Below are 22,427 nucleotides of genomic sequence, written 5' to 3'. Positions count from 1 at the left end.
ATGACGATCGCTCCCTTGCCCCGTACCATCATCGAACCCGCACTGCGCCGCGCCCTGGAAGAGGATCTCGGCCTTGCCGGGGATATCACCTCGGACGCGGTGATCCCCGCCGGGCATCGCTCGGTCGTCACGGCCGTCGCACGCAAACCCGGCGTGATCGCGGGGCTCGATTGCGCCGAAATGGCCTGCGCGCTCGTCGATCCCTCCATCGCGGTGACCCGCCACGTGGCGGATGGCGACCCGGTGACACCCGGCACCCGCATCGCCAGTTTCGAAGGCCTGTCACGGAGCCTGCTGACGGCCGAACGCACCGCGCTCAATTTTCTGGGTCATCTTTCGGGTGTCGCCACCGTCACCGCCGAACTGGTGCGGGCGGTCGCAGGCACCCAGGCGTCCATCGTCTGCACCCGCAAGACCACGCCGGGCCTGCGGGCGTTGGAGAAATACGCGGTGCGCGCGGGCGGCGGCATGAACCACCGCTACTCGCTGGCCGATGCCATGCTCATCAAGGACAATCACATCGCCATTGCCGGCGGCATCGCCCCGGCCCTGACCAGCGCCCGCGCCGCCGTGGGCCACATGGTCAAGGTCGAGATCGAGGTCGATACGCTGGAGCAACTCGCCGAGGTTCTGGAGATTGGCGCCGACGCCGTGCTGCTCGACAACATGGATCCGGCAACGCTGCGTCGGGCGGTGGACATGGTGGGTGGCCGCGCGATCACCGAGGCCTCGGGGGGCATCACGCCCAAGACCGCCGCGGCTGTCGCGGCCTCCGGAGTTCAGCTGATTTCGCTTGGCTGGATTACCCATAGCGCGGCGACGCTCGATATCGGGCTGGACTTCGTTTCCGCGCAATAGGCTCGTCGGTAGAAAATTGCTCTGTGGGTGAACTCCCAAATGAGTTCCGCCCCCGCTGGCTGTCAAACGGCCCGTGACCCGGGTCGGCCCAAACACAGTCCTCCCGGCGTCTATCTCCATGTTGCTGGATGATTTTCCGGCGCAAGTCATTCTGTCCGAAGGGAACGGCGGGCCTGCGTAAATGCCCCGGCCACCTGCGGCCACCGCCGCGGCGGACCGCCTGGCACGGCGGCGAGACTGGCTTTGTTTCTCGTTCAAACCCGCAGCCGCAGTGGCTCAGGCAACCTTCCCTTCAGGTCACTCCGTCGGGTCCATCGCTGGAAAACTCCAGCGTCCGTCGAGGATCTCCGCGCGCGGCATGGCCGCCAGGTCGTTCAGCGCCTTGCGGGTAACGGCCAGGCTGTCGAGGTTCCAGTCCAGTGCTTCGAACAGACCGTCTCCGCCGCCACTTACCTTGATTGCATCCTGCGCTGCGTGGATGGCCGCAAAGTTCTCGGGATTGCTGGCATCGACGAAGGTGCGGAACAGAGCCATGGCGAAACGCGTGCCGACGCTCTGTTCGGTCAACGGGTAGGTTCCGGGCGTTCCGCCGATTGCATGTAGTGATCCTGGCTGATCACCAGCATCGACTGCTAGCGGCCCCCGATCTGGGGATTCGTGATCTCCACCGGTTCGGAAAGATCAAGAACGGCAGCGCCGTAGAGCGTGTTCTGATTGGCGCGGATGACCGGCGGGATGTCAGTTGCCGCAATCGGTTCGCGGCAGTCAACGAACTCGCCCACATCAATGTCATTGGCGGCAACGTACACACCGAACATGTTGTCGTTCTCCGCCCGAACCAGCGTGTCGAGCGTGATTTCCTCGGCAAAAGCGCGGCTTGGAACGAAAAGCGCGAGTATCAGAAGGGCTCTCATCCACGTGTCCTTTCCTGTCAACTGGCCGGCTGCGCAGCGGGGAAGGTCCTGGACCGTCAAGGACCTCCGGCATCGGTCGGTACAGCCGCACGGTGTAGTTCCAGCGGTCCATGCTCGGCAGGCAATTCACGCGGCCGTCGTCGCAGCCGCCCAGATGCACCGTCATGCTGCCGTCGTTGTTGCGTTTGCCGGTGATTGAATTGATGTTGTAGGACCAGATCGCGTTCGGCTCGAATACACCATCGGCATTGTGGAGGCTCACCGACCAGAAGGCCTCGACCGGCACCTTGGCGGGAACGTCGATCTTGTATTCCCCAACCCGAAGCTGCGGCTCGATGCCGATATAGAAGGCCTCCTTCTCCGGCAGGCTGCCGCAGCCGTGCGTCCAGATGCCTGTCTCCAATCGACATTGCAACGGCGCTCGATCGCGGGCGCCGAGCATTGTCGCTTATCCATCCCGGATCCGAAATCGTGGTCCGGGAAACGGACAATCATCTCGTCATCGGACACCAACATCTCGACGAAGGCGCGCTGTTGGTGATCGGCCACGTGGCTCGCCACTTCCTCTGGGCGGTTTGGCGGCCCGATTGGGCGGAGATCCCCAATGCAAACCCGGGCGAGGTGTCGGAACTCAGCGCGGGCGAAAGGTCAGGGTGCGCCAAGGGAGCAGGGCCGCCTGGCCTCCGGCAGGCGAAGCGCCGAGCGGCCGGTGCGCGGAGATCTCCTTCGACGAGACGGTCAGACCATGCTTCCGATCATCTCCCGGACCATGCGTGTGTCTTCCGCTCGCGAAAGCGACGGCGCGTGCCCGCAGAAAGGGATAACGGTAATTTCCGGGCGCGGTCCTTCGGTTTTCATGCGTTCCGCCATTGAAGCGGGCAGCAGGTCGGATGTCTCGCCGCGAATGACGTGAACCGGGAGCGTGATGCGCTGAAACCTGTCCCACGTGGTCAGTTCGTCGGGCGAAGCCCGGAACTGGACGGTAATGCGGGGGTCGTAGTGGGTCGTAAATACGCCATCGCCGCGCCGGCGTAGCGAGGTGCGCGCCATGCGGGTCCAGAACCTGTCGCTGGCTGGGCCGAAGGGCTGGTAGACCCCGCGGAACCACGTTTCTGCTTCGCGCAGCGTGGCGAATTCCGGTTGTTTGTCGGCATAGGCGAGGATCCGGTCGATTGCCGCCTGCGGAACCTCCGGGCCGATATCGTTGACGATCAGGAAGGAAAGCCGTTCGGCAAGCGGGCCGGAGGCCATCCGCATCCCGATCAGCCCGCCTAGGGAGGTACCTATCCATCCTGCCTTCTCGATCTCGAAGTGATCGAGGAGATCGGCGGCGATGCCGGAGTAATACTCGACCGAGTATTCCGCCTCCGGGTTCTCGGACCAGCTCGATAGCCCGCGCCCGATCGTGTCGGGACAGATCACGAAGAACGCGTCCGAAAGGGCAGCGGCCAGCTCGTCGAAATCCCGCCCTGTGCGCGCGAGGCCGTGCCACATGACAAGCGGCGGATCGGACGGATCGCCCCAGAGGGTGACGTGGATCTCGTGATCGAGGATCGGCACAAAGGAAAACCGGGGGGATGTCATGCCTCGGTCTCCTTTCGAGCAAGGCTACCTGCGATCCCCTTCGGGAAGAAATAGACCAGCAGGATGAAGATTACGCCGAGCCAGAAGAGCCACATGTCGGGGTTCAGGATGAAGGGCAGGAGCGGCACATTCGCGAGCGCCTCGGCGGCGGTTCCCATCAGGTCGCGCAGGTAATACTGCGCCAGAACCATCAGCACGGCGCCGATCACCGCGCCATACATCGTGCCCATGCCGCCGATCACGACCATCAGCAGGATGTCGATCATGATGGAGAAACTCAGCGCGGTGTCGGGGCCGGTATATTTCAGCCAGATCGCATAGACGGATCCTGCCAATGACGCGATCACCGCCGAGACGCAGAACACGAAGGTCCGGTAGGCCACCACACGGTATCCAATCGCCTCGGCGCGGGCCTCGTTTTCGCGGATGGCCTTCAGGATGGTGCCGATGGGCGAGCCGACGAGCCGGATCATGAAGACGAACAGGACGAGGCTGGAGGCGAAGACGAAGTAATAGGCCGCAAGCTTGCCGTTGAGCTTGACCCCGAAGAGCCGCGCGACCTTGCCATCCTCGGTCACCACGAGCTTCGTAGCCGTCTTGAACAGGTCCGGCGTCTTGTAGGTGATGCCGTCCTCGCCGCCGGTGAATTGCGACAGCTGGCTGGCCAGCACCATCGCGACGCTTGCCGCTGCCAACGTGATCATGGCGAAAAAGATCGCCTTCACCCGGAGCGAGAGCAGGCCGATGGCGATGGCCATGACCAGCGAGACGAGCGCTCCGGCCAGCGTGCCCAGCAGCACCGCGTCCCATCCTGGCCCCATCTGCCGGAGCGCGATTGCCGCGCCATAGGCGCCGAAGCCGAAGAACATGGTGTGGGCGAAGCTGACGATGCCGGTATAGCCGATCAGCAGGTCATAGCTTGCCACCAGAACGATGAAGACACAGATCCTCGCCGCGACTTCGAGCGAGCGGATGTCCTGGAACAGGAAGGGGGCAAAGAGCAGGAGCGCCGCGATCAGCAGGACCACGAGTTTCACGAAATCTGCGCCCCGGTCGGTTTCTTGGGTCATCTGAGCCTCACTTCACCGCCGGCCGCAGCCCGTTGGGCCGCCAAAGCAGGATCGCCATCATCAGGATCATGTTCGACGCGAGCGCCAGTTTCGGTGCCAGAAAGCCCACGTAATTCGCCACCAGCCCAACCATGATCGCGCCCAGAAGCGTGCCCTCGATGGAGCCGAGTCCGCCGATGATGACCACGATGAAGACCACGATCATCATCTCTGCCCCGAGCGCGGGCGTGATCAGCGTCTCGTAGCCAGCCCACATCGCGCCGCCGAGTGCTGCGAGCGCCGAGCCCAGCATGAAGACGGCGACGAAGAGCCGGTCGATCCGGAAACCGAGCGCCTCGACCATCTCGCGGTTCTCCACGCCGGCGCGGATCAGCAACCCGATCCGGGTGCGGCTCAAGGTGAATTTCAGCGCCAGATAGACGACAAGGCCGAGCAGGAAGGCGAAGACACGGTATTTCTCTATCGCCACATCCCCGAGCAGGACTGCGCCTGTGAGGAAATTGGGGCGCGGCACGTTGATCGGCGTGCCGCCCCACACGGCGAGGATCATCTGCTCCGCCACGATCAGCGCTCCCACGGTGATCAGGATCTGGCGCAGGTGGTCGTGATAGACCGGCTTGATGATGACGGCCTCGAAGAACCATCCCGCAGCGAGGCCGAAGACGATGGCGGCCAGGAAGGCCAGGAAGATCGCGGCGATGTTGAGCACGACACTCTCCGCACCGAGCCAGCCCGCGAGCCAGCCCAGAACCGAGGCCGCGACGAAGGCGCCGAAGCTGACAAAGGCGGAATGGCCGAAATTCAGCACATCCATCAGGCCGAAGACGAGCGAGAGCCCGGAGGCCATCAGGAAGATCATCATCCCCATGGCAAGTCCCGCAACCGTCAGCGTGACCCAGGAGGAGGGAACGCCGATCAGGAAGAAGGCCACGAGAGCCACCGCCAACGGCAGCAGGTTCACCCCGCCGATACGATCGATTGTCGTCAGAAATCTGTCCATATTCCCCTCACGCAGACAGGCTCAGCAAGCTTGCCTGCAGGTCCTTGTTGGCAGCGAAATCGGCCATGGAGCCGGTATGCGCGATCCGCCCATCCTCAATCACCGCCATCTGGTGCCCGAGCGCGCGCGCGAATTCGAAATTCTGTTCCACCAGCAGGAGCGTCGTATGGACCGAGATCTCGCGGAACGCCTCTGCCATGGCGTCGATGATCGAGGGCGCCAGCCCCTTGGTAGGCTCATCGATCAGGATCAACTCGCGCGGCTCGATGATCGCGCGGGCGACCGACAGCATCTGTTTCTGCCCGCCCGACAGCGACCAGGCCGCCTTGGTCCAGAATTGCTCCAGCGCCGGGAAGAGCCGCCAAATGCGGGCCAGAGAGTCCGTGTCGAAGCTGCCGTTCGCGGTGGCGAGCACGAGGTTCTCCTCGACCGTAAGACCGCCGAAAATTCCCATGTCTTCCGGCACAAAGGCGATGCCGAGCCTGGCGATATCGGCGGTGTGCATCCCCGTCAGGTCCGTTCCGCGAAAGGAAACCGATCCGGGAGAGGGCTTCCAAAGCCCCATGACCGAGCGCAGGGTGGTGGTCTTCCCGGCGCCATTGCGCCCCAGCAGGACAAAGACACCGCCCTCCGGCACTTCCAGTGTGACATCGTGGAGCACGGCATATTGGCCGATCCGCGTCTGCATGGCGTTGAGCGTAAGCAGGCTCATGCGGCCTCCGTCGACTTGCCGAGATAGACATCGCGCACGATCCGGCTCGACATCACCTCCTCGGGCGGCCCGTCGGCCAGCAACTCGCCATTGTGGAGCACGATGATCCGGTCGGCGAGCGCGCGCACCACGTCCATCTTGTGCTCCACCAGCAGGATCGTCTTGGTGTGGTCGTGCTTCAGTTCGGCGATGAGTTCCAGCACGTCGGGCGCGTGGTCCAGCGACATGCCCGCCGTCGGCTCGTCGAACATGTAGATATCGGGCTCCATCGCCATCAGCAGCGCCACTTCCAGCTTGCGCTGATCGCCATGGGAGAGCGCGGCGGCGTGCAGATGGGCGACATCCTCCAGCCGGGTCGCCTCCAGGTAGCGTTCGGCCCGCGCCGTCAGTTCAGTCAGCTTCGCTACGGGTTGGAACATGTTCCATGCCTTGCCAGAACGCGCCTGAACGGCCAGCCGGATATTCTCCAGAACCGGGAGCTGCGGAAACAGGTTGGTCAGTTGAAAGGCACGGCCGATCCCGTGATGCGCCCGGGCCGAGGGCGGCATCCGCGTGATGTCGATCCCGTCCTTGAGGACGCGTCCCGCGCTTGGGCCGAGCTGCCCGGAGATCAGGTTGAAATAGGTCGTCTTGCCGGCCCCGTTCGGCCCGACAATCACCGTCAGTTCGCCGGGGCGGAATTCGCAGGACACCGCGTTCACGGCGACATGGCCGCCGAAACGGATCGTGAGATCCTGGGTCACGAGGGATGGATGAGACATTGGGTGTACCTGTTGCATCTCGCCCGGCCCTCGATCGGGCCGGGCAGTCAAGCGATCGAGATCACTCGGTCCGGCCGAGCGGGATATTCATTTCCTCGGGCTTGATCTCGCGCACCAGCTCCGGGATCGCCCAGTCCACGCCGTCATCCACGCGGATCTTGAAGTGGTACATGGATTGCAGCGCCTGGTGATCCTCCGGACGGAAGGTCATGGTGCCCTTGGGCGTCTCCCAGCTCATCCCTTCCATCGCTTCGATCAGCGCCTCGGTCTCCCATTCCTCGGCCGTTTCCAGCGCCTTGACCACCGCGAGTGCTGCGGCCATGCCGCCGGCGGTGAAGAAATCCGGCGGGCTGTCGAAACGCTCCTGATGGGTGGAGACCAGCCAGTCATTCACCTCGTTCTGCGGGCTCTCGTAATAGTAGTAGATCGCCCCTTCCATGCCCGGCACCTGCTTGTAGGTGGGCAGAACGGGAAGGATGTGACCGCCGGTCGAGATCTCGATATCGAAGCGCTCGGGCTGCATCGCCTTGATCTTGCCCATCGGATCGCCGCCGCCAGCGATATAGATCAGGATCACCTTGCGGCCTTCCTTGTCCTTCAGCGCGTTGAACATCCGCTCGGCGGGCGCGGTGAAATCGGACGTGCCCTGCGGGATGTATTCCTCGGTCACCAAATTGGCGCCCGTCCCGTCCAGCGCGGCCTTGAAGGCGGTGATGCCGTCACGGCCGAAGGCGTAATCCTCGGCCAGTGTCGCCACGTAGAGATTCTCGTCGGGCTTCAGCGCGATGGCCTGCGCCTGCATGTCCATCGATGAATTGCGAGAGGTCTTGAAGATATAGCGGTTGCCGTCCGGCCCGGTCAGGCTGTCGGCCACCGCGGGTTCCACGATCAGGATCTTCTCGTATTCCTCGGCGATGGGCAGCAGCCCCTTGGTCACGCCGGAGGAGGTCGCACCCACGGCCAGCAACACGTCGTCATCGCCATAGGCCTCGGCCAGCACCGCGCGCGCCACGTCTGGCTTGAACTGGGTGTCCTTGTGGATGATCTCGATCGGGTGGCCCTTGACCATGCCCGTCCCGTCGGTAGCGTACTCGATGCCCAGCTCGAAACCCGTCTGCGCCTGCTTCGAGAACACCTCGAAACTGTGGCCGGAAATGCCGTGGACCAGCGCGATCTTGACCGGCTCTTCGGCAAATGCCGCGCCAGCCATTGACATGCCAAGCGCCGCGGCGCCGGCCAGAATTGCTCGTAACGTCATCTGTATCTCCCTGTTGCCAATGACGCCCCGCGCATTGCGCCGGGCCCTCCCCTTGGATTAGCGTTCCACCTTAAGGGTCTCAGACGGGTTTGGAGCGCGCAATATCGTGGAAACACGTATCGACGAGTGCTATCGAGATGGCTGCTTCGAGGAACTGGCCTTCGCCTATGCGCCGGTCGGTCTGGTCGTGACCGAGAACCGGGTGATCCGCGACTGCAACCACGCCTTTGCCAGGATGTTCGGCTATGACCGTGACGAACTGAAGGATCGTGTCTTTTCAATTCTTTACCCGACAGACGAGGAATTCGCCAATGTCCGGGACAGGGGCGTAAAGCAACTGCGCGAGACCAATACCTACTGGGACGAACGGATCATGGCCCGCAAGGATGGTGACCTGTTCTGGTGCCGGGTTCGAGGGCATTCCTTCACGCCCGAGCGTCCCTTGCAACGCGCGGTCTGGAGCTTTGCCGACCTGTCGGAAATCCGGCCCTATCGCGACCTGACTCGACGGGAGCGGGAGATCGTCTCCTTTTTGGCCGACGGGCTCACAAGCAAGGAAATCGCGCTCAAGCTCGACATTTCCTACCGGACAGTGGAGGTCTACCGGGCGAAACTCCTCAAGAAATTCGGCGTGGCGAATTCCAGCGCATTGTTCCAGGCGCTGGGGGGCATGGACGCAGAGCACGTCGTTCGCAAGGGGCCGGGATAAGCGGCCCCCGCAAGCAATCACCGCGCCAGTGGCGCCAGTTGCTGGCGATGATCCAAAGGTGGCGCCGGGAGTCGGCTGTCTCCAAGCGCCTGGACAACCGCACTCTGTGCCGGAGTCATCCGAAAGCCCGGCAGGAGCCTGTCGAAACGGCTGCCATCCAGAAAATGCGGCTTCGACCAGAGATATCGCATTTCGACCAGATGCCGCCCCATCTTCCAGAAGGGTGCCAGAAGGCGACGCGGCAGCCAATTCAGGCCCTTCACCGCCACGGGCTCCCCGCGCGCCAGTGTAACCATACCGGCGAGTTCGCGCCCGGTCAGCGTATAGCCCGGAAACGGAACATCCTCGAAGGGCCCCAATGCGTCCCGCATTTCGGCCAGCATCACCGTTGCCCTTGTGGCGTCCGGCAGGAACGCCCATGCGTGAGGCCTGTCGGGATCACCGGGATAGACAAATCTGTTCCGGTCCAGTTTGGCGATCATCACCCGGTCAAACCAGTTGCCGCTGGCTGTCGTGTCGAGAAAATCCCCGCAACGCAGGATGATCGTCTGAACGCCGGAAGCCCGGTAGGCCGCTTCCATCTCCACCCGGATGCGCCCAAGCGGATTGGTCGCCGCATGCGGGGTTGTTTCGTCGAAACACTCGGGGGCATCGTCTCCAAAGACATAGACATTTCCCGGGATGATGACCGTGGCATCGTTGATCCGTGCGGCCTCTATGACCGACCGGGTCAGCGCGGGGACTGTCCGGGCCCATTGGTCATAGGGCGGGTTCCAGGAATTGACGATCACGTCAACATCTGCGGCTTCAGCCTTCAGGTCCTGGGTTCTCCGGTCGAACTTGCGCACGGTCCAGCCCGCGCCAACAAAAGCATCCACCGCGTTGCGGCCAAACCGGCCGGTTGCTCCGAGAATGAGTACGGTCTTGGGCATCCTTGTTCTCCTTGCCACTATTCGGGATGAGATTTAGACATTCAAAAAATTTTCAACATTGCGAATTTTTGGGGATTGGGTATGCATAAATTTATGGATGGCGGTTTTGTCCAGGCTTGAATGGTCTCATATTGAAGTGTTGCTGGCAGTTGCCGAACTGGGGTCGTTGTCTGCAGCCGCCCGGCGCCTGGGCGTGACCCAACCGACCGTTGGACGGCAAATCGGCGCTATCGAGGAATGCTTTGGCGTCGAGTTGTTCACACGGCTTGCCTCAGGCATGGAGCCAACGGAGGCGGCCATGGCCCTGCTTGAGCCGGCGCGTGCGATGCGAGAGGCCGCCAACAAGCTTGAACTCACAGCGGCCGGGCGATCGGAGACAGCGGGCGGAACGGTGCGGGTCACGACCTCGGTCTTCATCGCCCACCATGTCATGCCGCCGGTCTTCGCCCGTCTGCGCAGGCTGGCCCCCGAAATATCGCTCGAACTGGTTGCATCTGACACCACAGAAAACCTCCTGTTTCGGGAGGCCGATATCGCGGTCCGTATGTTCCGCCCCAGGCAATTGGATGTGGTTACCCGGTTTATCGGCGAAGTAGAGCTCGGTCTGTTCGGTGCGAAGGACTATCTTGACCGGGCCGGCCGCCCCGAGAGGGGGGACGATCTGCTTCGATACGATTTCGTCGGCTATGATCGCGAGGAACAGCTCGTTCAGGGTTTTCGCCAAGCCGGGTTCAATGTCGATCGGGAGTTTTTCACGACCCGTTGCGACAACCAGGCGACCTATTGGGAGCTTGTCCGAGCCGGTTGCGGCCTTGGCTTCGGTCAAGCCAGTATCGCGCGCGCCGATCCGGACCTGGAAGAGGTGCCGCTCGGGTTCGAGTTGCCGCGTTTGCCCATCTGGTTGACGGTGCCCGACGTGATCCGCCACCGGCCGGCAATCCGCCGGGTCTGGGCGGTGCTCGAAGCGGACCTGTTGGCAATTGCAGACGGTAGCGAGCAAAGGTGACCCGGTACCTGACGCAGCAATTTCGCTCCCGTCGTACCCAATAAAGGCGGCCGAACAGGGAAGATCGCGAATATATTGGCTTTGTGCAGCTCACTCCGCTCCGTCACGAAAATCACTGTGCAAGAAACATATTTAAATCAATTTATTGCATGCCATAATTCATACTTTCGGCTGCGCTGCGAGTCTCCCGCTATGTTGAAATTATGCTGCCCCTTGAGCCATGCCGGGAGCATGTACGCCACGCACCCGGCACATATCGCTGAATCTACACCGCGCCTGAGACGTTGAGGAAGGTTGCGTAGAGGCTCGTCGTCGCGCAGATGAACAGCCGGTTCCGCTTTGGCCCGCCGAAGCAGACATTGGATACGACCGCCGGAAGCTTGATCTTGCCAATCAATTCGCCCTCCGCGGTCAGGCAATGGACGCCTTCGCCTGTGCTGGTCCAGATATTGCCATGAGTGTCGATCCGGAACCCGTCATAGAGCCCCACGGGGCATTCGGACAATACTTCGCCCCCCTTCAGCGACGCACCGTCGACCCTGAAGCGGCGGATGTGTTTCGGGCCATCCTCGACATGGGTCGCGCCGGTATCGGCGACATAGAGGATCGTTTCGTCGGGCGAGAAGGCCAGCCCGTTGGGTTGGACGAAATCGGTGGCGATTGCCTGCAGGACACCGTCGGCCGGGTCCAGCCGGTAGAGGTTGTTGGAGCCTACCTCGTGCTCGCAGACATGGCCCTCGTATTCCCAGTCGATGCCGTAGGAGGGATCGGTGAACCAGATCACGCCCCTTGAATCCACGATCACGTCATTGGGAGAGTTCAGCCGCTTGCCTTGGTAGTTATCGGCCAGCACCGTGAGGCTGCCATCATGCTCGGTGCGCACCACCCGGCGGCCCAGGTGCTCGCAGGTAATGAGCCGTCCCTCGCGGTCCATCGTGTTGCCGTTGGAATTGTTGGAGGGCTTGCGGAATTCCGAAACCGACCCGTCGGTATCGTCGTAGCGCATCATCCGGCAGTTCGGGATGTCGGAGAAGACGAGATACCGCCCGCCGCCGAACCAGGCCGGGCCTTCCAGCCAGCGGCCTCCCTCCCAGAGCTTCTCCAGGTGTGTGTTCATAAGGAGTAGCTGTTTGAAGGCGGGGTCGATGATTTCCAGGTGTTGCAGGAACATGGGGCTTCCTCCCTTACTTGCGCCGGGACCGGCCGGAGAGCAGGCTCTCGACCAGCACGGCGGCGATGATGATGGTGCCGATGGCGGTGCCCTGCCAGAACGGGGAGACACCGAGCAGGTTCATCCCGTTGCGGACCATCACCATGATCAGAACGCCGAACAGCGTGCCGATGATGGATCCGCGCCCGCCGAAGAGGCTCGCGCCGCCGATAACGACCGCGGCAATCGCATCAAGCTCCATTCCGTTGCCCGCCAGAGGGTCGATGGAGCCGATCTGGGCCGCGATCAGCGTGACGGCCACGGCACAGAGCGCGCCGGAGACGATATAGGGCAGGATCGTGTAGAACTTCACGTTCAGCCCGGAGATGCGGGCGGCTTCCTTGTTGGAGCCGACGGCATAGATGGTCCGTCCCCCTTTCACCCGCGACAGGTAGAACCAGGCCAGTACATAGAGCACGATCAGGATGATCACGTTCATCTGCAGCCCAAGGAAGCTGTCATAGACCAGCCGCGAGAGAGGCTCGGGCACGTCCGAGATCGTGCGCTGGCCGGAGACGACATAAGCAAGGCTTCGGCAGATGGCCATCGCGCCGAGCGTGACGACAAAGGGGGCCAGCCCGAAGATCGAAACCAGCGTACCGGAGATGGAGCCGATGAAGGCGCCGGAGGCGATGGCCAGTACGATGGCAACGGGAATTGGAAATTCGCGCAGCGCCAGGCCGAGCAGGATGCCCGTCAGCCCCATGACCGAGCCGACCGAAAGATCGATACCGCCGGTCAGGATGACGAAAGTCATGCCGATGGCGACGATGCCGACAACGACGGACTGGTCCATCAGGTTGTAGAGGTTGCTCGGGGTCAGGAAATACGGCGAGGCGATGGAGAGCGCGACCGCGATGAGCAGCGCGAGCCCGGCCATTCGGACTTCGAGGTTGTTGGTAAGGCGGGTGAGCGTATGTTTCATGTCTTTGTTCTCACTGCTCGCAGGCTGTTTCGGGTCCGACGGCACGCAGCCGCAACTGGCCTTCCTCGAAGACCGACAGCGAATGTGCGGTGGCCTCCCGAATGGCGTGCTGGTCGAGCGGGCGGTTCTTGCCGGACAGGACAGCGATGGATCCCATGCCGATGCCACGCTGGTTTTCGATCACCATCAGGAGCGATTGATGGCCATCTATCTCGTCACAGACATGGCCGCTGTCCTGATCCAGGGAATTGGCGATGGCGGTGTCCTTTGTCGGAGCGACGATGCCCGGGTCCGGCAGTGACAGGCCTTCTGTCGAGCCTTGCCGGGTGAGGCAGAGAACCTGGCTGCCGGCCACCATCACCCAGCCTGCCTGCAGGCCGAACTGTTGGGCGAGGCTGGAGAGCAGGGTGTTCTGGTGCTCGAGCGAGCTGCGCGGGGCACAGATCAGCGTCAATTGCTCCTCGTTGATTTCGCCGGCCGACACGGTGCCAATGGAGCGCCCATCGCTGATCGGTACGATCCGGTGTGAGAGCGCGAGCAGTTCCTCGAAATCCGACGAGATCAGCAGGATCGCGATCCCCTCGGATGCCAGATGCCGCAGGAAGGCATAGATCGTCGCCCGCGCGCCGATATCGACCCCCTTGGTCGGTTCGTCGAGTACCAACACCCGTGGCTCCAGAAGAAGCACCCGCATGACCAGCGCCTTCTGCTGCATGCCGCCGGAAAAATTCAGCAGCGAGCTGTCATCGAGCCGCGCGCGGTCGAGCCCGATCATGTCGGCCAACTCGTTGATGCGGGCATTGCGCGTACCATAGCGCAGCCGGTGGCCGGAGAGCTGGCTCAGATGGCTGAGCAGGATGTTCTCGCGCACGGAGAAATCCGGCACGACGCTCTGACGGCGCCGGTCCTCGGGCAGAAAGCCCAGCCCAGCGATCAGTGCATTGCGCGGGTTGCTCGGCCGGTACGGGTTGCCCAGCAGTTCGATCGAACCCGATTGCAGCGGTCGGAGCCCCAGAAGCGCCTCGGCCAGCTCCGAACGTCCCGAACCGACAAGCCCGCCCAACCCGACGATCTCGCCGGCATGAACATCGAGGCTCACCGAGCGGACTTCGGGGGCGGAGCGCATCTCCTTCAGGCTCAGCAGGATCGGCGCGTTAGACGTGTCGGGGACCTTCTCGGCGGTCAGGGTTTCGACGGCGCGCCCGACCATCAGGTGGATGAGTTCAGGTTGGGTGAGATCGGCGGTGGTCAGGTTGCTCTTCACCGAGGCGCCATCGCGCAGGATGGTGATCCGGTCGGTCATAGCAAAGATCTCTTCGAGACGGTGCGAGACGAAGATCAACCCCCGTCCTTCCTTGCGCAGCGCGTCCATCACCTTGAAAAGGCGCGCGCTTTCTCCGGGGCTGAGCGCGGCGGTGGGCTCGTCGAGAATGATGATACGGCTGCCGAGCGCCACGATGCGCGCAATCTCGACCAGTTGCCGGTGGGCTGCCGAAAGTTCCTCGCAGCTCTTCTCGATGTCGATCTCGCCCGCGAAGCCGAGCCGTTCGATTGCCTCCGCCGCAGTCTTGCGGAGCTGCGAACGTGACGGTTTGGAGCGGCTTCCATAGACCGGAAGCACGATATTCTCCCAGACCGACAAGTCGCCCGCGAGGCTGGTCTCCTGGGTGACGATCCCGATCCCGGCATCCATCGCATCGCGCGGGCGGTGAAAGCTGACGGGTTTGCCGAAGGCCTGAAGCGTGCCTGCGGTTGGCGCGTGATGCCCGCAGATGACCTTGGCGAGGGTCGATTTTCCGGCCCCGTTCGCGCCGAACAGCGCGTGAATCTCGCCCGCGACCAGCTCGAAATCGACACCTTTCAGGGCGTAGAAGCTGCCGAATGCCTTGCTGACGCCGGTGGCGGCGAGCAGAATTTCCTGTGCGGCTGACACCTTGTTTCCTTGATTGCCGGCCTCGGGCGCATCGCGGCGCCGGCCGGAGACGATTGGGACGACCGGCGCAAACGGGCGCCGGCCGGTTGTCTTTGGGAGGGTCAGTCCAGCTCGCCCGCGAAGACGTTGAGATTGATCTCGTCGAGCATCCCTTCGATATTCGCGCTGGTGCCGATCAGGATCGGAAGTGCGATTTCCTTCTCGACCTCTTCGCCGGCGATATGCTTGGCGAGCGTTTCGGTGGCGGTGAAGCCCATCAGGTAGGGCTGCTGCATGCCTGCGCCGATGATGTCGCCCTTCTTGATCAGATCGACCAGTTCCGGCGTACCGTCAAAGGCGGCGACGACCATGTCGCCGGTCTTGCGCGCGGCCTTGACGGCCTTTTGCGCACCGACGGCCTGGGCGTCGGACTGCACGAAGATCGCTCGCAGGTCGCGGTTTGCGGTGATCATGTCCTGCGCGAAGCGGAAGGATTCATCCGGGGTGAAAGTCTGCATCTGCTGCATCGGCACTTCTTTTTCCATGCCGATGGACTTCATCGCGTCACGGAAACCGTTGGTGCGCAGCTGGCCGTTGATACGAGCCTGCGGGATGCCGATGATGCCGTAGGAACCGTCGGTCCAGCCCTTTTCTTTCAGGACTTCGGCCGTGGCCATGCCGATCCCGTTGGCACCGCCGTAATTGTCCGAGCCGACAAATGCGACATACTCCCCGCCCGTGGTGCCGATATCGGCGATAACGACCGGGATACCAGCTTCCGCCGCCAGTTTCAGAACGCTCGGCGCGGTCGAACTGTCGGTTGGGGAAATGACGATCCCAACGGCGCCCTGCGTGATGGCGTCCTGGGCGTTCTGGAGCTGGGTCTTGGCATCGTTGTTCGAGTCAAGCGTCTCCAGCGTGTAGCCTGCGTCCTTCGCGGCGGCTTCCGCGCCCGAGGCGACATAGCGCCAGAAGGACACGTTCAGCGACGGCGTGATATAGACGAATTTCTGCTCCGCTGCGGACGCAAAAGATACGCCAAACAGCATCGACCCTGCGAGCGCCACGGACGCCGCAAGAAAACCACGTTTGTTCATGTGGTTACCTCCCAAGTACAAGGACGAACGATTCGTCCTTTCCAAAGCTTGCCTCTCGGACTCTTCGCGCGCGCAGTACGTGCCGGCTTCAGACAGAATTCGGCTGAGCGCCGGTTCGCGCCATTCAAGGATGGAGAGGTGTGGACCCATGCCGGGAGAGTCACAGCCCAGCCGGGCAAGGTCGCATCGCAGGAAACTGGAGCGGCAAGACAGCCTGCGTTCCGCCTGGATTCAGCGGCAGCGGGCGCCGCCTTGAGCGTGATGGCCATCGTCTCCTCCCAGGTTGCGCCGGCCGGCCCTGCGTGCACCTGCAAGACTGCACGAGGACGGGGAAAAGCGAAACACCACCAGCCGCACATCGTTTGCGGGGGCCCGCAAATTTGGTGCGGGGTTCGTGCTTTACAGCATTGCAGAGCTGTCCAGAGCCTTCGAAACCCTTAGGCACACTGCGAATACACGTTGAGCGTCGTTCATCGGACTGGCGATGTCCCGGTCAGTCAACCTAAAGGCTTAGTGATCCCGGCCCCTTTGATCTCGGACAGGGTTGAAAGGGCTGTGGAAGTTCACACGGACGCTTCGGTGGGGGCAGTCCATGGCAGCTGAACCTGTTCCGCGACACAACGCCGATCTATCCGTTCAACGGCAACCAGCATTGGAACCTCGCCACCGGGTTGGCAGAGGACGCCATCGACCGGAGCATGCGGATGCATCAATCCGAGCCGTCAAAGCCTATCGACGGGAAATATGCGTCGTGCCTATCCCGACTAGCAGAATCCGACGAAGAAATGGTTTGAGAAGCTCGAGGCGATGAACGTTTTTGAACTTGTCTGCGGGGCGTTGCACAGACGATCTTCGAGAACCGGAAGACATTGGGCCTCTCGTCCGAGGCGGCACCAGAAACCTGCGGGTCGATGGCAAGGGTGTACAGACGCGGAAGCTGGACAAGACATCCGGTATGATCCCGCATTGGGATGGAGGCCTCTATATCGGCTCCGACTGATCGCGCAGAGTCAGTGAAGCTGACCGCAATCGGCCCTTTTCTCTGACAGACAGGCTGAAAAAGGCGGGCCATCACACTCGACCGGCCGCAACTTTCGGCCGCGGAAAAGGCACAGCTCGCGGACGCCGTGCAGAAGCCCAGCGGCTGACACCCGAGGGCATGCCGATCGCGGCGCGCGCGCTTCCCGCCTATGGACCTTGTCGCTTACGGCTCGTGACTTGTGTTGTCACTGCTCTGAACTGACGAACCCACAGTGGATTCAGACACAGGCGGAGACCTGTGTCGCTTAGATTCCGAGGAAAATGCGCCACCATCTGCGGTTGAGTGTAACCTTCTCGTCCAAGGCGAGGGCTCGGGGAACGAACCAACTTTCGGTCTCTTCGTCAGACAACAGGATCATGGGATTTCGTTCTGCAGAGTCATCCATAAATGCCCTTGCGGCAGGCACGGCACTGGGTGTGGAGTTCCAGTCTTCCAGCATCGCCGCTGTCTTCGGACTCAGGATATAGTTGACGAATTCATGGGCAAGCTGCGGATCGGGGGCGTCCGAGGGAATGATCAGGGAATCTAGCCATATGTTGGTCCCTTCCTTAGGGGCAAGAAAGGCAAGATCCGTGCTTTCAGTCTCCATGATAATACCGAGTGCCTCGGTGTTCCAGGTCAGGGCAAGGCAAGCTTCACCCGCCAGAAAAACGTCGTAATGCTCTGATTCTATGTCTTGAACATAGGGCGCGATGGCCGAAATCGCCTCGAGCGCGTCGTCCATATCCCGGGGGTCAGCGGACTTTGGATCCCGCCCAAGATAGGTCAGCGCTATTGCGATGACCTCTTCGGGCGAGTTGATGATATAGACCCCGCAATCGGCTAGGCGTGCAGCGTTCTCGGGATCGAAGAGCAGCGCCCAACTGTCCAACGGCGCGTCAGGAATTCGGGCGGTGATCTTTGAGCGATCAAAGGCGAGGCCGGTATATCCCCAGAGAAAAGGCTGGATGAAACCACGCGTTGAAGGATATTGCTGGTAGAAGCGCTCCATGAGCGTGACGTCGACCCCGGTTGCGTTCGGCAAGAGGCTGCCGTCGAACGCTGCAAGGAGGTCTCTGGCCCTGAGGCGCTCCACGACTTCCATGGATACGACGGCCACACCATAACCCGTGTTTCCCGCTTGAAGCAGGGCCTCGGCATCGTCCAATTCACTGTAAGTATACTGTACAACGCTGACGCCCTGCTCGCTTTCGAATTCGGAAACCGTATCCTCCGGCATGTAGTCCGTCCAATTGAGAAACCCGAGTTCGTCGGTGTGTCCCGGAGCGGAAAGGGTCAGGGCAAGGGCTGCCCCGACGAAGAGTGTCAGGCCGGATTTCTTGAAGTCGCGAAGTTCCATATGAATAACCCGATATTGTGCCGGTGCCGTCCGATGAACGGCCGTGTTCAGTCGATCCTGTGTTCCGATACACGGTTGCCACCGGTTCAAAGAAACCGGGCAGTGCCACCAGGACCCGATCCATTTTCATCTATCGGTCGTTAAACTCGCGTGAACATTCGCGTCTCGTTTTGGTGTTCTGATTGATCAATCCATCATTAACCACTTTGGGCAAACGGTTGCGGAATTTAACCGATCGACAATTTGCGGCCGGGTAGTCTTGAAAGACCGAGGGTCCGAACCGAGGCCGAAGCATGGAATTTTACCGCGTTACCAGAGGATACCTGCGAACTCGCGGAGTGTTGGTGCTCGCTCTCTTCTTTGCGGCCGCCTGTGTGTCCCTGGTGTCGTTCCAGATCGGAAACAATTACGTCGTTCGTAAGGCTGTTACTTCTCAAGTTCTTGATTCCGCTATGATTGCGCTTTCCGAGGCGTCTCGGACGTTTCAGGCATTGCGAGATGAAGACGGTCCGCAAAGGCGTGGCACATTGCTCAGTGAGGCGAGGCGCCAGGCACGCGCGCTGGATGAAGCCCATGAAGGATTAAAGCGAATTGGGCAGGCGCAGGGGTTTTCGCCTGGCGCGGTCGAGCTCTTCGCCAACCCGTCGCTGGACCTTGTTGGCATGCTCGAAGACCTTCTGACCGTTTCGAAGAAGCTCTTGGAGACCGACACGCCCCGGCGGCAGACAAACCGACTGACAACTGCGGGTGCCCAGCTATCCAACCGCCTTCTGATTGTTCTGTTGCGGGTCAAGGAGCTTGAAAGGGAAGATCGGATCCTGGCGGAACACCGATTGAGAACCATGAATGTCGCCGCCCTGATGATTTCGCTTGTCGCGGTAATCGTCTCAATTCGTTTTGTGCTCCGGCCGATGGAGAGCTCTGTTCTGGAGGCGCAGGATCGGCTCGAGGCGGCGCGGCACGATGCGGAACACGCCCGTCTGCGCTTCGATACCATGGCCGACAACATGCCCGGGGCGTTGTTCGAACGGCGAGAGCGGCCCGACGGAAGCTTCACCTTCGACTACTTCAGTGCAAAACTTCCCGGTCTGTTCGGCACGACACCCGAGGAGGTCAGCGCGGACGGCAAAGCGCTTTGCGCCAATTTACTGCCCGAGGATCAGAACGCATTCTTGGCGCGGCTTGCCGAATGCTCGGCCAACTTGACGTCTTTCGAAGAAAAGGTTCGCGTTTTGCATCCCGACAAGGGCTTGCGATGGGTAATGGTGTCCTCGTTGCCGTTCCTTCAGCCTGATGGATCACGCATCTGGTACGGCAGTGTGATGGACATAACCGATTGGGTGGAGAGCGAGGTCCGTGCGGCCGAGGCCGCCGAGGACCTGAAGCGTTCGCATGAGCGGCTGACACTCGTAACCGAGATCGCCCCTGTCGGTCTCTATGAACTCCGAAAAACAGACGATGGTTTGTTTGAATTTCCTTATGTCAGCGGCCGCTTCGCCGAATTCGCCGGTATCGACATGGCCGAAATCCTGGAGAATCCTTCGAACCTTCTTCCCGTGGTTGCTTCCGAGGACCGGCCGGAACTCGTCAAGAGTATCGGCAGGAGTGCGGACGACTTGAAGCACTGGCGCATGCGTTTTCGGGTCATTCGTCCCAAGAGCGGGCTTCTTTGGTTGAGCGGGGCGGCTATTCCGCGCCAGGAGGCGAACGGGAGTATCGTCTGGACGGGCGCTGTTCTTGATGTGACACCCGATGCCATCCGGGAAGAAGCGCTCAGGAACGCGCACCGTCTTGCAGAACAGATGCGGGCGGACAACGAGAAGCAGGCCTTGCATGACGGGCTGACCGGCCTGCCGAACCGAAGATACTATGATCGTGTCGTCGCGGAGCGTTTGGAAAAGGCCCGGAACGACGTCCGCCAGGACTGTACCCTGATCCGGCTGGACCTCGACCATTTCAAACAGGTCAATGACACCCTGGGCCACGAGGCCGGGGACAAGGTGCTGGTCCGCGTTGCCGAGGTGTTGCGGGACAGTATCCGGGCCAGCGATTTCGCGGCGCGCATCGGTGGAGACGAGTACTCGATCCTTTTGGCGCAGGGCCAGACCGAAGACGACGCAAGCGCGCTCGTCGCGCGGATTCAGGAAAAACTGGCGGAACCGTTGATCTATGACGGGCGCCAGTGTCGTATCGGCGCGAGCTTCGGAATTGCCCATGTCGAGGATCTGGCCGAGACCGGAACCGACATCCAGATGTTCGCGGATGCCGCCCTCTACCGTGCGAAAGAGGGAGGGCGAAATTGCCTGAAATCCTTTACACCGGCGTTGCATCAATCCTTGATCGAGGACCGGCGCCTTGCGATCGAAATTCACGAAGCGATCGAAGCCGACCAGTTCGTTCCCTTTTTCCAGCCACAGGTGTCCGCTGCAGATGGCCGTCTCGTTGGCGCCGAAGTGTTGCTGCGCTGGCTCCACCCTGCTCGCGGCCTTTTGCTTCCGGGAGATTTCCTGCAAATGGCGGAACAACTGCGCCTGGTGTCGGATATCGATCGAATCATGATGGAGAAGAGCCACGATGCCCTTGCGCGCTGGCGGGCTCAGGGTCTGACCATCCCGAAGATCAGCTTCAACGTTTCTTCAGGGCGTATGCATGATCCCGGAATCGTCGCGTTGGCCCGGAAGATGCGGTCAACCGACACGCAAGTGACGTTCGAACTCCTGGAATCGATCCTGGTCGAGGAAGAGAGCGATCAGTTCCGCATGCATCTGGATATGGTTCGTGAAGCGGGCATCGAGATCGAGATCGATGACTTCGGCTCCGGCCATGCCTCCATCATCGGCCTGACGGAAATTGACCCCTCCGCGTTGAAGATCGACAAGCGCCTTGTCGATCCGGTTGCACCTGGCTCTCAGGCCCTCAGCCTGGTCGGTGCAATTGTGGAGATCGCCGAAACGCTGGGCATTGAAACAATCGCCGAAGGCGTTGAAAACGCCGAGCAAGCCATATTGCTGCGCGACATAGGCTGTTCGTTCCTGCAGGGATACCACTTTGCCCGCCCCCTGAGCGAAAAACAGTTCTTTGAGTATGCCTATCTTCCGGATCGCAAATCCGCCTGAGATGTCGCTTGTTCCGATTGGGTGAGTATAGCGCGGAACAGGGGACAAGCGCGGAATGCAAGGGGCTCGAACAGCCCAAAAAACACTTCAATCCATCGGGAAAACCGGGGCAGGAGGCTTTGCCTCATGCCGAGAACCAGGCGACGCGGGCGATCTCCTGCCGTACGGATTTCCTCGGTCATGCCTTTCCGATGCAACAGCAGCCTCTCCTCCAAAGAACAGGCAAATTCGAATGAGAATCCGCGAACCATGCCCGCTCAACGTAACCGAAATCGGCTATGCAGGATGAACTTCGCGCCGATGCAAGAAGCGACTCCCAACAAGGCCGCACCGGTCCGTGGGCTCCGGGGCACCCATGAGTTCGGAGTGATCCATGTCGATACCGTCGAAGCTTCTGACCCTGGACCAGCGAGACCTTGTAAGCGAGGCCCTCGGTCCGGTGCGTGACTAGGTCACCATCGCCGCAAGGTTCGGCTGGAGCATAGGCCAGACAACCGGCGTCCGCGGTCCCGATCTGAACAACCGCCCGAGCAGAGCCGCGCGTTGACCGAGGCCAGCCTGATACGGTTCGACATAGAGGTAATTGACCCGTGCCATCGACACCGGGTCAACCCGCACATGGCGATCTGGGGCGTTGACGCAACGGTTCGATACCTGATCGCTAAGGGCAAGGGCCGGCATTCCGGCCCGTCAAACCCCGCCGCTGAAACGAACTGTCGCCCACATGGCGTCCGTTCGGTCGCCGCGTACCGGAGTGCGTGCTCGCTGTGGGCCTGCGAACCGGAACTCGCCGTCGACATGGGCCTGAAGCGGCCCAAGATCGCCCGGCGCGCGCAAGATGCACCAGAACGAATGCCGTTTTGATGATGTGGATCGACCCTTTGTGGTGGGCAAAATCAGGCGTCGAGGGGCATCGCTTTGTAAGCGATTCTGTCGGAATTTTATGGCAGGCGGCGTCGGGAACAGAAGGGTGATTTCTGAA

Annotated in this window: 20 protein-coding genes; 5 read left to right on the top strand and 15 right to left on the bottom strand. The window is 61.6% G+C overall.

Features of this window, described 5'->3' with window-relative positions:
• The gene (gene nadC, locus AX756_RS02855) at positions 1 to 858 is read left to right on the top strand and encodes a carboxylating nicotinate-nucleotide diphosphorylase (RefSeq protein ID WP_068308462.1); all 858 of its coding nucleotides are present in this window, start codon (positions 1 to 3) and stop codon (positions 856 to 858) included.
• A 297-nt stretch (positions 859 to 1,155) separates the two neighbouring features.
• Here nadC and AX756_RS02850 read toward each other — a convergent pair whose 3' ends face one another.
• From AX756_RS02850 to AX756_RS02815, 9 genes are all read right to left on the bottom strand, one after another.
• Positions 1,156 to 1,425, bottom strand: a complete 270-nt coding sequence (locus tag AX756_RS02850) for a hypothetical protein (protein ID WP_068308460.1) — start codon at positions 1,423 to 1,425, stop codon at positions 1,156 to 1,158.
• A 65-nt stretch (positions 1,426 to 1,490) separates the two neighbouring features.
• Positions 1,491 to 1,676, bottom strand: a complete 186-nt coding sequence (locus tag AX756_RS02845; RefSeq protein WP_082738900.1) for a hypothetical protein — start codon at positions 1,674 to 1,676, stop codon at positions 1,491 to 1,493.
• Positions 1,648 to 2,214, bottom strand: a complete 567-nt coding sequence (locus AX756_RS24960) for a DUF1214 domain-containing protein (protein ID WP_082738899.1) — start codon at positions 2,212 to 2,214, stop codon at positions 1,648 to 1,650. The genes AX756_RS02845 and AX756_RS24960 overlap by 29 nt, the downstream gene beginning before the upstream one ends.
• Before the next feature lie 296 nt (positions 2,215 to 2,510).
• Positions 2,511 to 3,356, bottom strand: a complete 846-nt coding sequence (locus AX756_RS02840) for an alpha/beta fold hydrolase (protein WP_068308456.1) — start codon at positions 3,354 to 3,356, stop codon at positions 2,511 to 2,513.
• The gene (locus AX756_RS02835) at positions 3,353 to 4,426 is read right to left on the bottom strand and encodes a branched-chain amino acid ABC transporter permease (RefSeq protein ID WP_068308454.1); all 1,074 of its coding nucleotides are present in this window, start codon (positions 4,424 to 4,426) and stop codon (positions 3,353 to 3,355) included. Before AX756_RS02835 ends, AX756_RS02840 begins: the two co-directional genes overlap by 4 nt.
• Before the next feature lie 7 nt (positions 4,427 to 4,433).
• Positions 4,434 to 5,426, bottom strand: coding sequence for a branched-chain amino acid ABC transporter permease (locus tag AX756_RS02830; protein ID WP_068308452.1), 993 nt, complete (start codon positions 5,424 to 5,426; stop codon positions 4,434 to 4,436).
• A gap of 7 nt (positions 5,427 to 5,433) precedes the next feature.
• The gene (locus tag AX756_RS02825; RefSeq protein ID WP_068308447.1) at positions 5,434 to 6,138 is read right to left on the bottom strand and encodes an ABC transporter ATP-binding protein; all 705 of its coding nucleotides are present in this window, start codon (positions 6,136 to 6,138) and stop codon (positions 5,434 to 5,436) included.
• A complete protein-coding gene (locus AX756_RS02820; protein WP_068308445.1) occupies positions 6,135 to 6,899 on the bottom strand; it encodes an ABC transporter ATP-binding protein in 765 nt (254 codons plus the stop codon). The genes AX756_RS02825 and AX756_RS02820 overlap by 4 nt, the downstream gene beginning before the upstream one ends.
• Positions 6,900 to 6,960: 61 nt before the next feature.
• Complete coding sequence (locus tag AX756_RS02815; RefSeq protein ID WP_068308443.1) at positions 6,961 to 8,157, bottom strand: substrate-binding domain-containing protein; 1,197 nt, start codon at positions 8,155 to 8,157, stop codon at positions 6,961 to 6,963.
• A 106-nt stretch (positions 8,158 to 8,263) separates the two neighbouring features.
• Here AX756_RS02815 and AX756_RS02810 point away from each other — a divergent pair, with 106 nt between their 5' ends.
• Positions 8,264 to 8,866, top strand: coding sequence for a helix-turn-helix transcriptional regulator (locus tag AX756_RS02810; RefSeq protein ID WP_068308441.1), 603 nt, complete (start codon positions 8,264 to 8,266; stop codon positions 8,864 to 8,866).
• 17 nt (positions 8,867 to 8,883) lie between these two features.
• On the opposite strand, the gene AX756_RS02805 is transcribed toward AX756_RS02810, so the two are convergent.
• A complete protein-coding gene (locus AX756_RS02805; protein ID WP_068308439.1) occupies positions 8,884 to 9,798 on the bottom strand; it encodes an NAD-dependent epimerase/dehydratase family protein in 915 nt (304 codons plus the stop codon).
• A 97-nt stretch (positions 9,799 to 9,895) separates the two neighbouring features.
• On the opposite strand from AX756_RS02805, the gene AX756_RS02800 reads away from it, so the two are divergent.
• Positions 9,896 to 10,804, top strand: a complete 909-nt coding sequence (locus tag AX756_RS02800) for a LysR family transcriptional regulator (RefSeq protein ID WP_068308437.1) — start codon at positions 9,896 to 9,898, stop codon at positions 10,802 to 10,804.
• A 265-nt stretch (positions 10,805 to 11,069) separates the two neighbouring features.
• Here AX756_RS02800 and AX756_RS02795 read toward each other — a convergent pair whose 3' ends face one another.
• The 5 genes from AX756_RS02795 to AX756_RS02775 form a co-directional block, all read right to left on the bottom strand.
• On the bottom strand, positions 11,070 to 11,975 hold the full coding sequence (locus AX756_RS02795) for an SMP-30/gluconolactonase/LRE family protein (protein ID WP_068308435.1): 906 nt from the start codon (positions 11,973 to 11,975) through the stop codon (positions 11,070 to 11,072).
• A 13-nt stretch (positions 11,976 to 11,988) separates the two neighbouring features.
• The gene (locus tag AX756_RS02790; RefSeq protein WP_068308433.1) at positions 11,989 to 12,939 is read right to left on the bottom strand and encodes an ABC transporter permease; all 951 of its coding nucleotides are present in this window, start codon (positions 12,937 to 12,939) and stop codon (positions 11,989 to 11,991) included.
• Positions 12,940 to 12,949: 10 nt separating this feature from the next.
• The gene (locus tag AX756_RS02785; RefSeq protein WP_068308431.1) at positions 12,950 to 14,872 is read right to left on the bottom strand and encodes a sugar ABC transporter ATP-binding protein; all 1,923 of its coding nucleotides are present in this window, start codon (positions 14,870 to 14,872) and stop codon (positions 12,950 to 12,952) included.
• Positions 14,873 to 14,973: 101 nt separating this feature from the next.
• The gene (locus AX756_RS02780) at positions 14,974 to 15,948 is read right to left on the bottom strand and encodes a substrate-binding domain-containing protein (RefSeq protein ID WP_068308429.1); all 975 of its coding nucleotides are present in this window, start codon (positions 15,946 to 15,948) and stop codon (positions 14,974 to 14,976) included.
• Positions 15,949 to 17,234: 1,286 nt separating this feature from the next.
• Positions 17,235 to 18,329: an extracellular solute-binding protein gene (locus tag AX756_RS02775; protein ID WP_068308427.1), complete on the bottom strand. Its 1,095-nt coding sequence runs from the start codon at positions 18,327 to 18,329 to the stop codon at positions 17,235 to 17,237.
• A gap of 662 nt (positions 18,330 to 18,991) precedes the next feature.
• On the opposite strand from AX756_RS02775, the gene AX756_RS02770 reads away from it, so the two are divergent.
• Positions 18,992 to 21,445 carry a putative bifunctional diguanylate cyclase/phosphodiesterase gene (locus tag AX756_RS02770; RefSeq protein ID WP_163887275.1) on the top strand — a complete coding sequence of 818 codons (2,454 nt, stop codon included), beginning with the start codon at positions 18,992 to 18,994 and terminating at the stop codon, positions 21,443 to 21,445.
• Positions 21,446 to 21,988: 543 nt separating this feature from the next.
• Positions 21,989 to 22,309, top strand: coding sequence for an aldo-keto reductase family protein (locus tag AX756_RS25490; RefSeq protein ID WP_156461369.1), 321 nt, complete (start codon positions 21,989 to 21,991; stop codon positions 22,307 to 22,309).
• Positions 22,310 to 22,427 lie beyond the last annotated feature (118 nt).

The organism is Aliiruegeria sabulilitoris, assembly GCF_001558155.1.
Lineage (GTDB): Bacteria > Pseudomonadota > Alphaproteobacteria > Rhodobacterales > Rhodobacteraceae > Tropicimonas > Tropicimonas sabulilitoris.
Note: the sequence above shows the minus strand (reverse complement) of the source record. Positions and strands in the feature narration are given on the sequence as shown.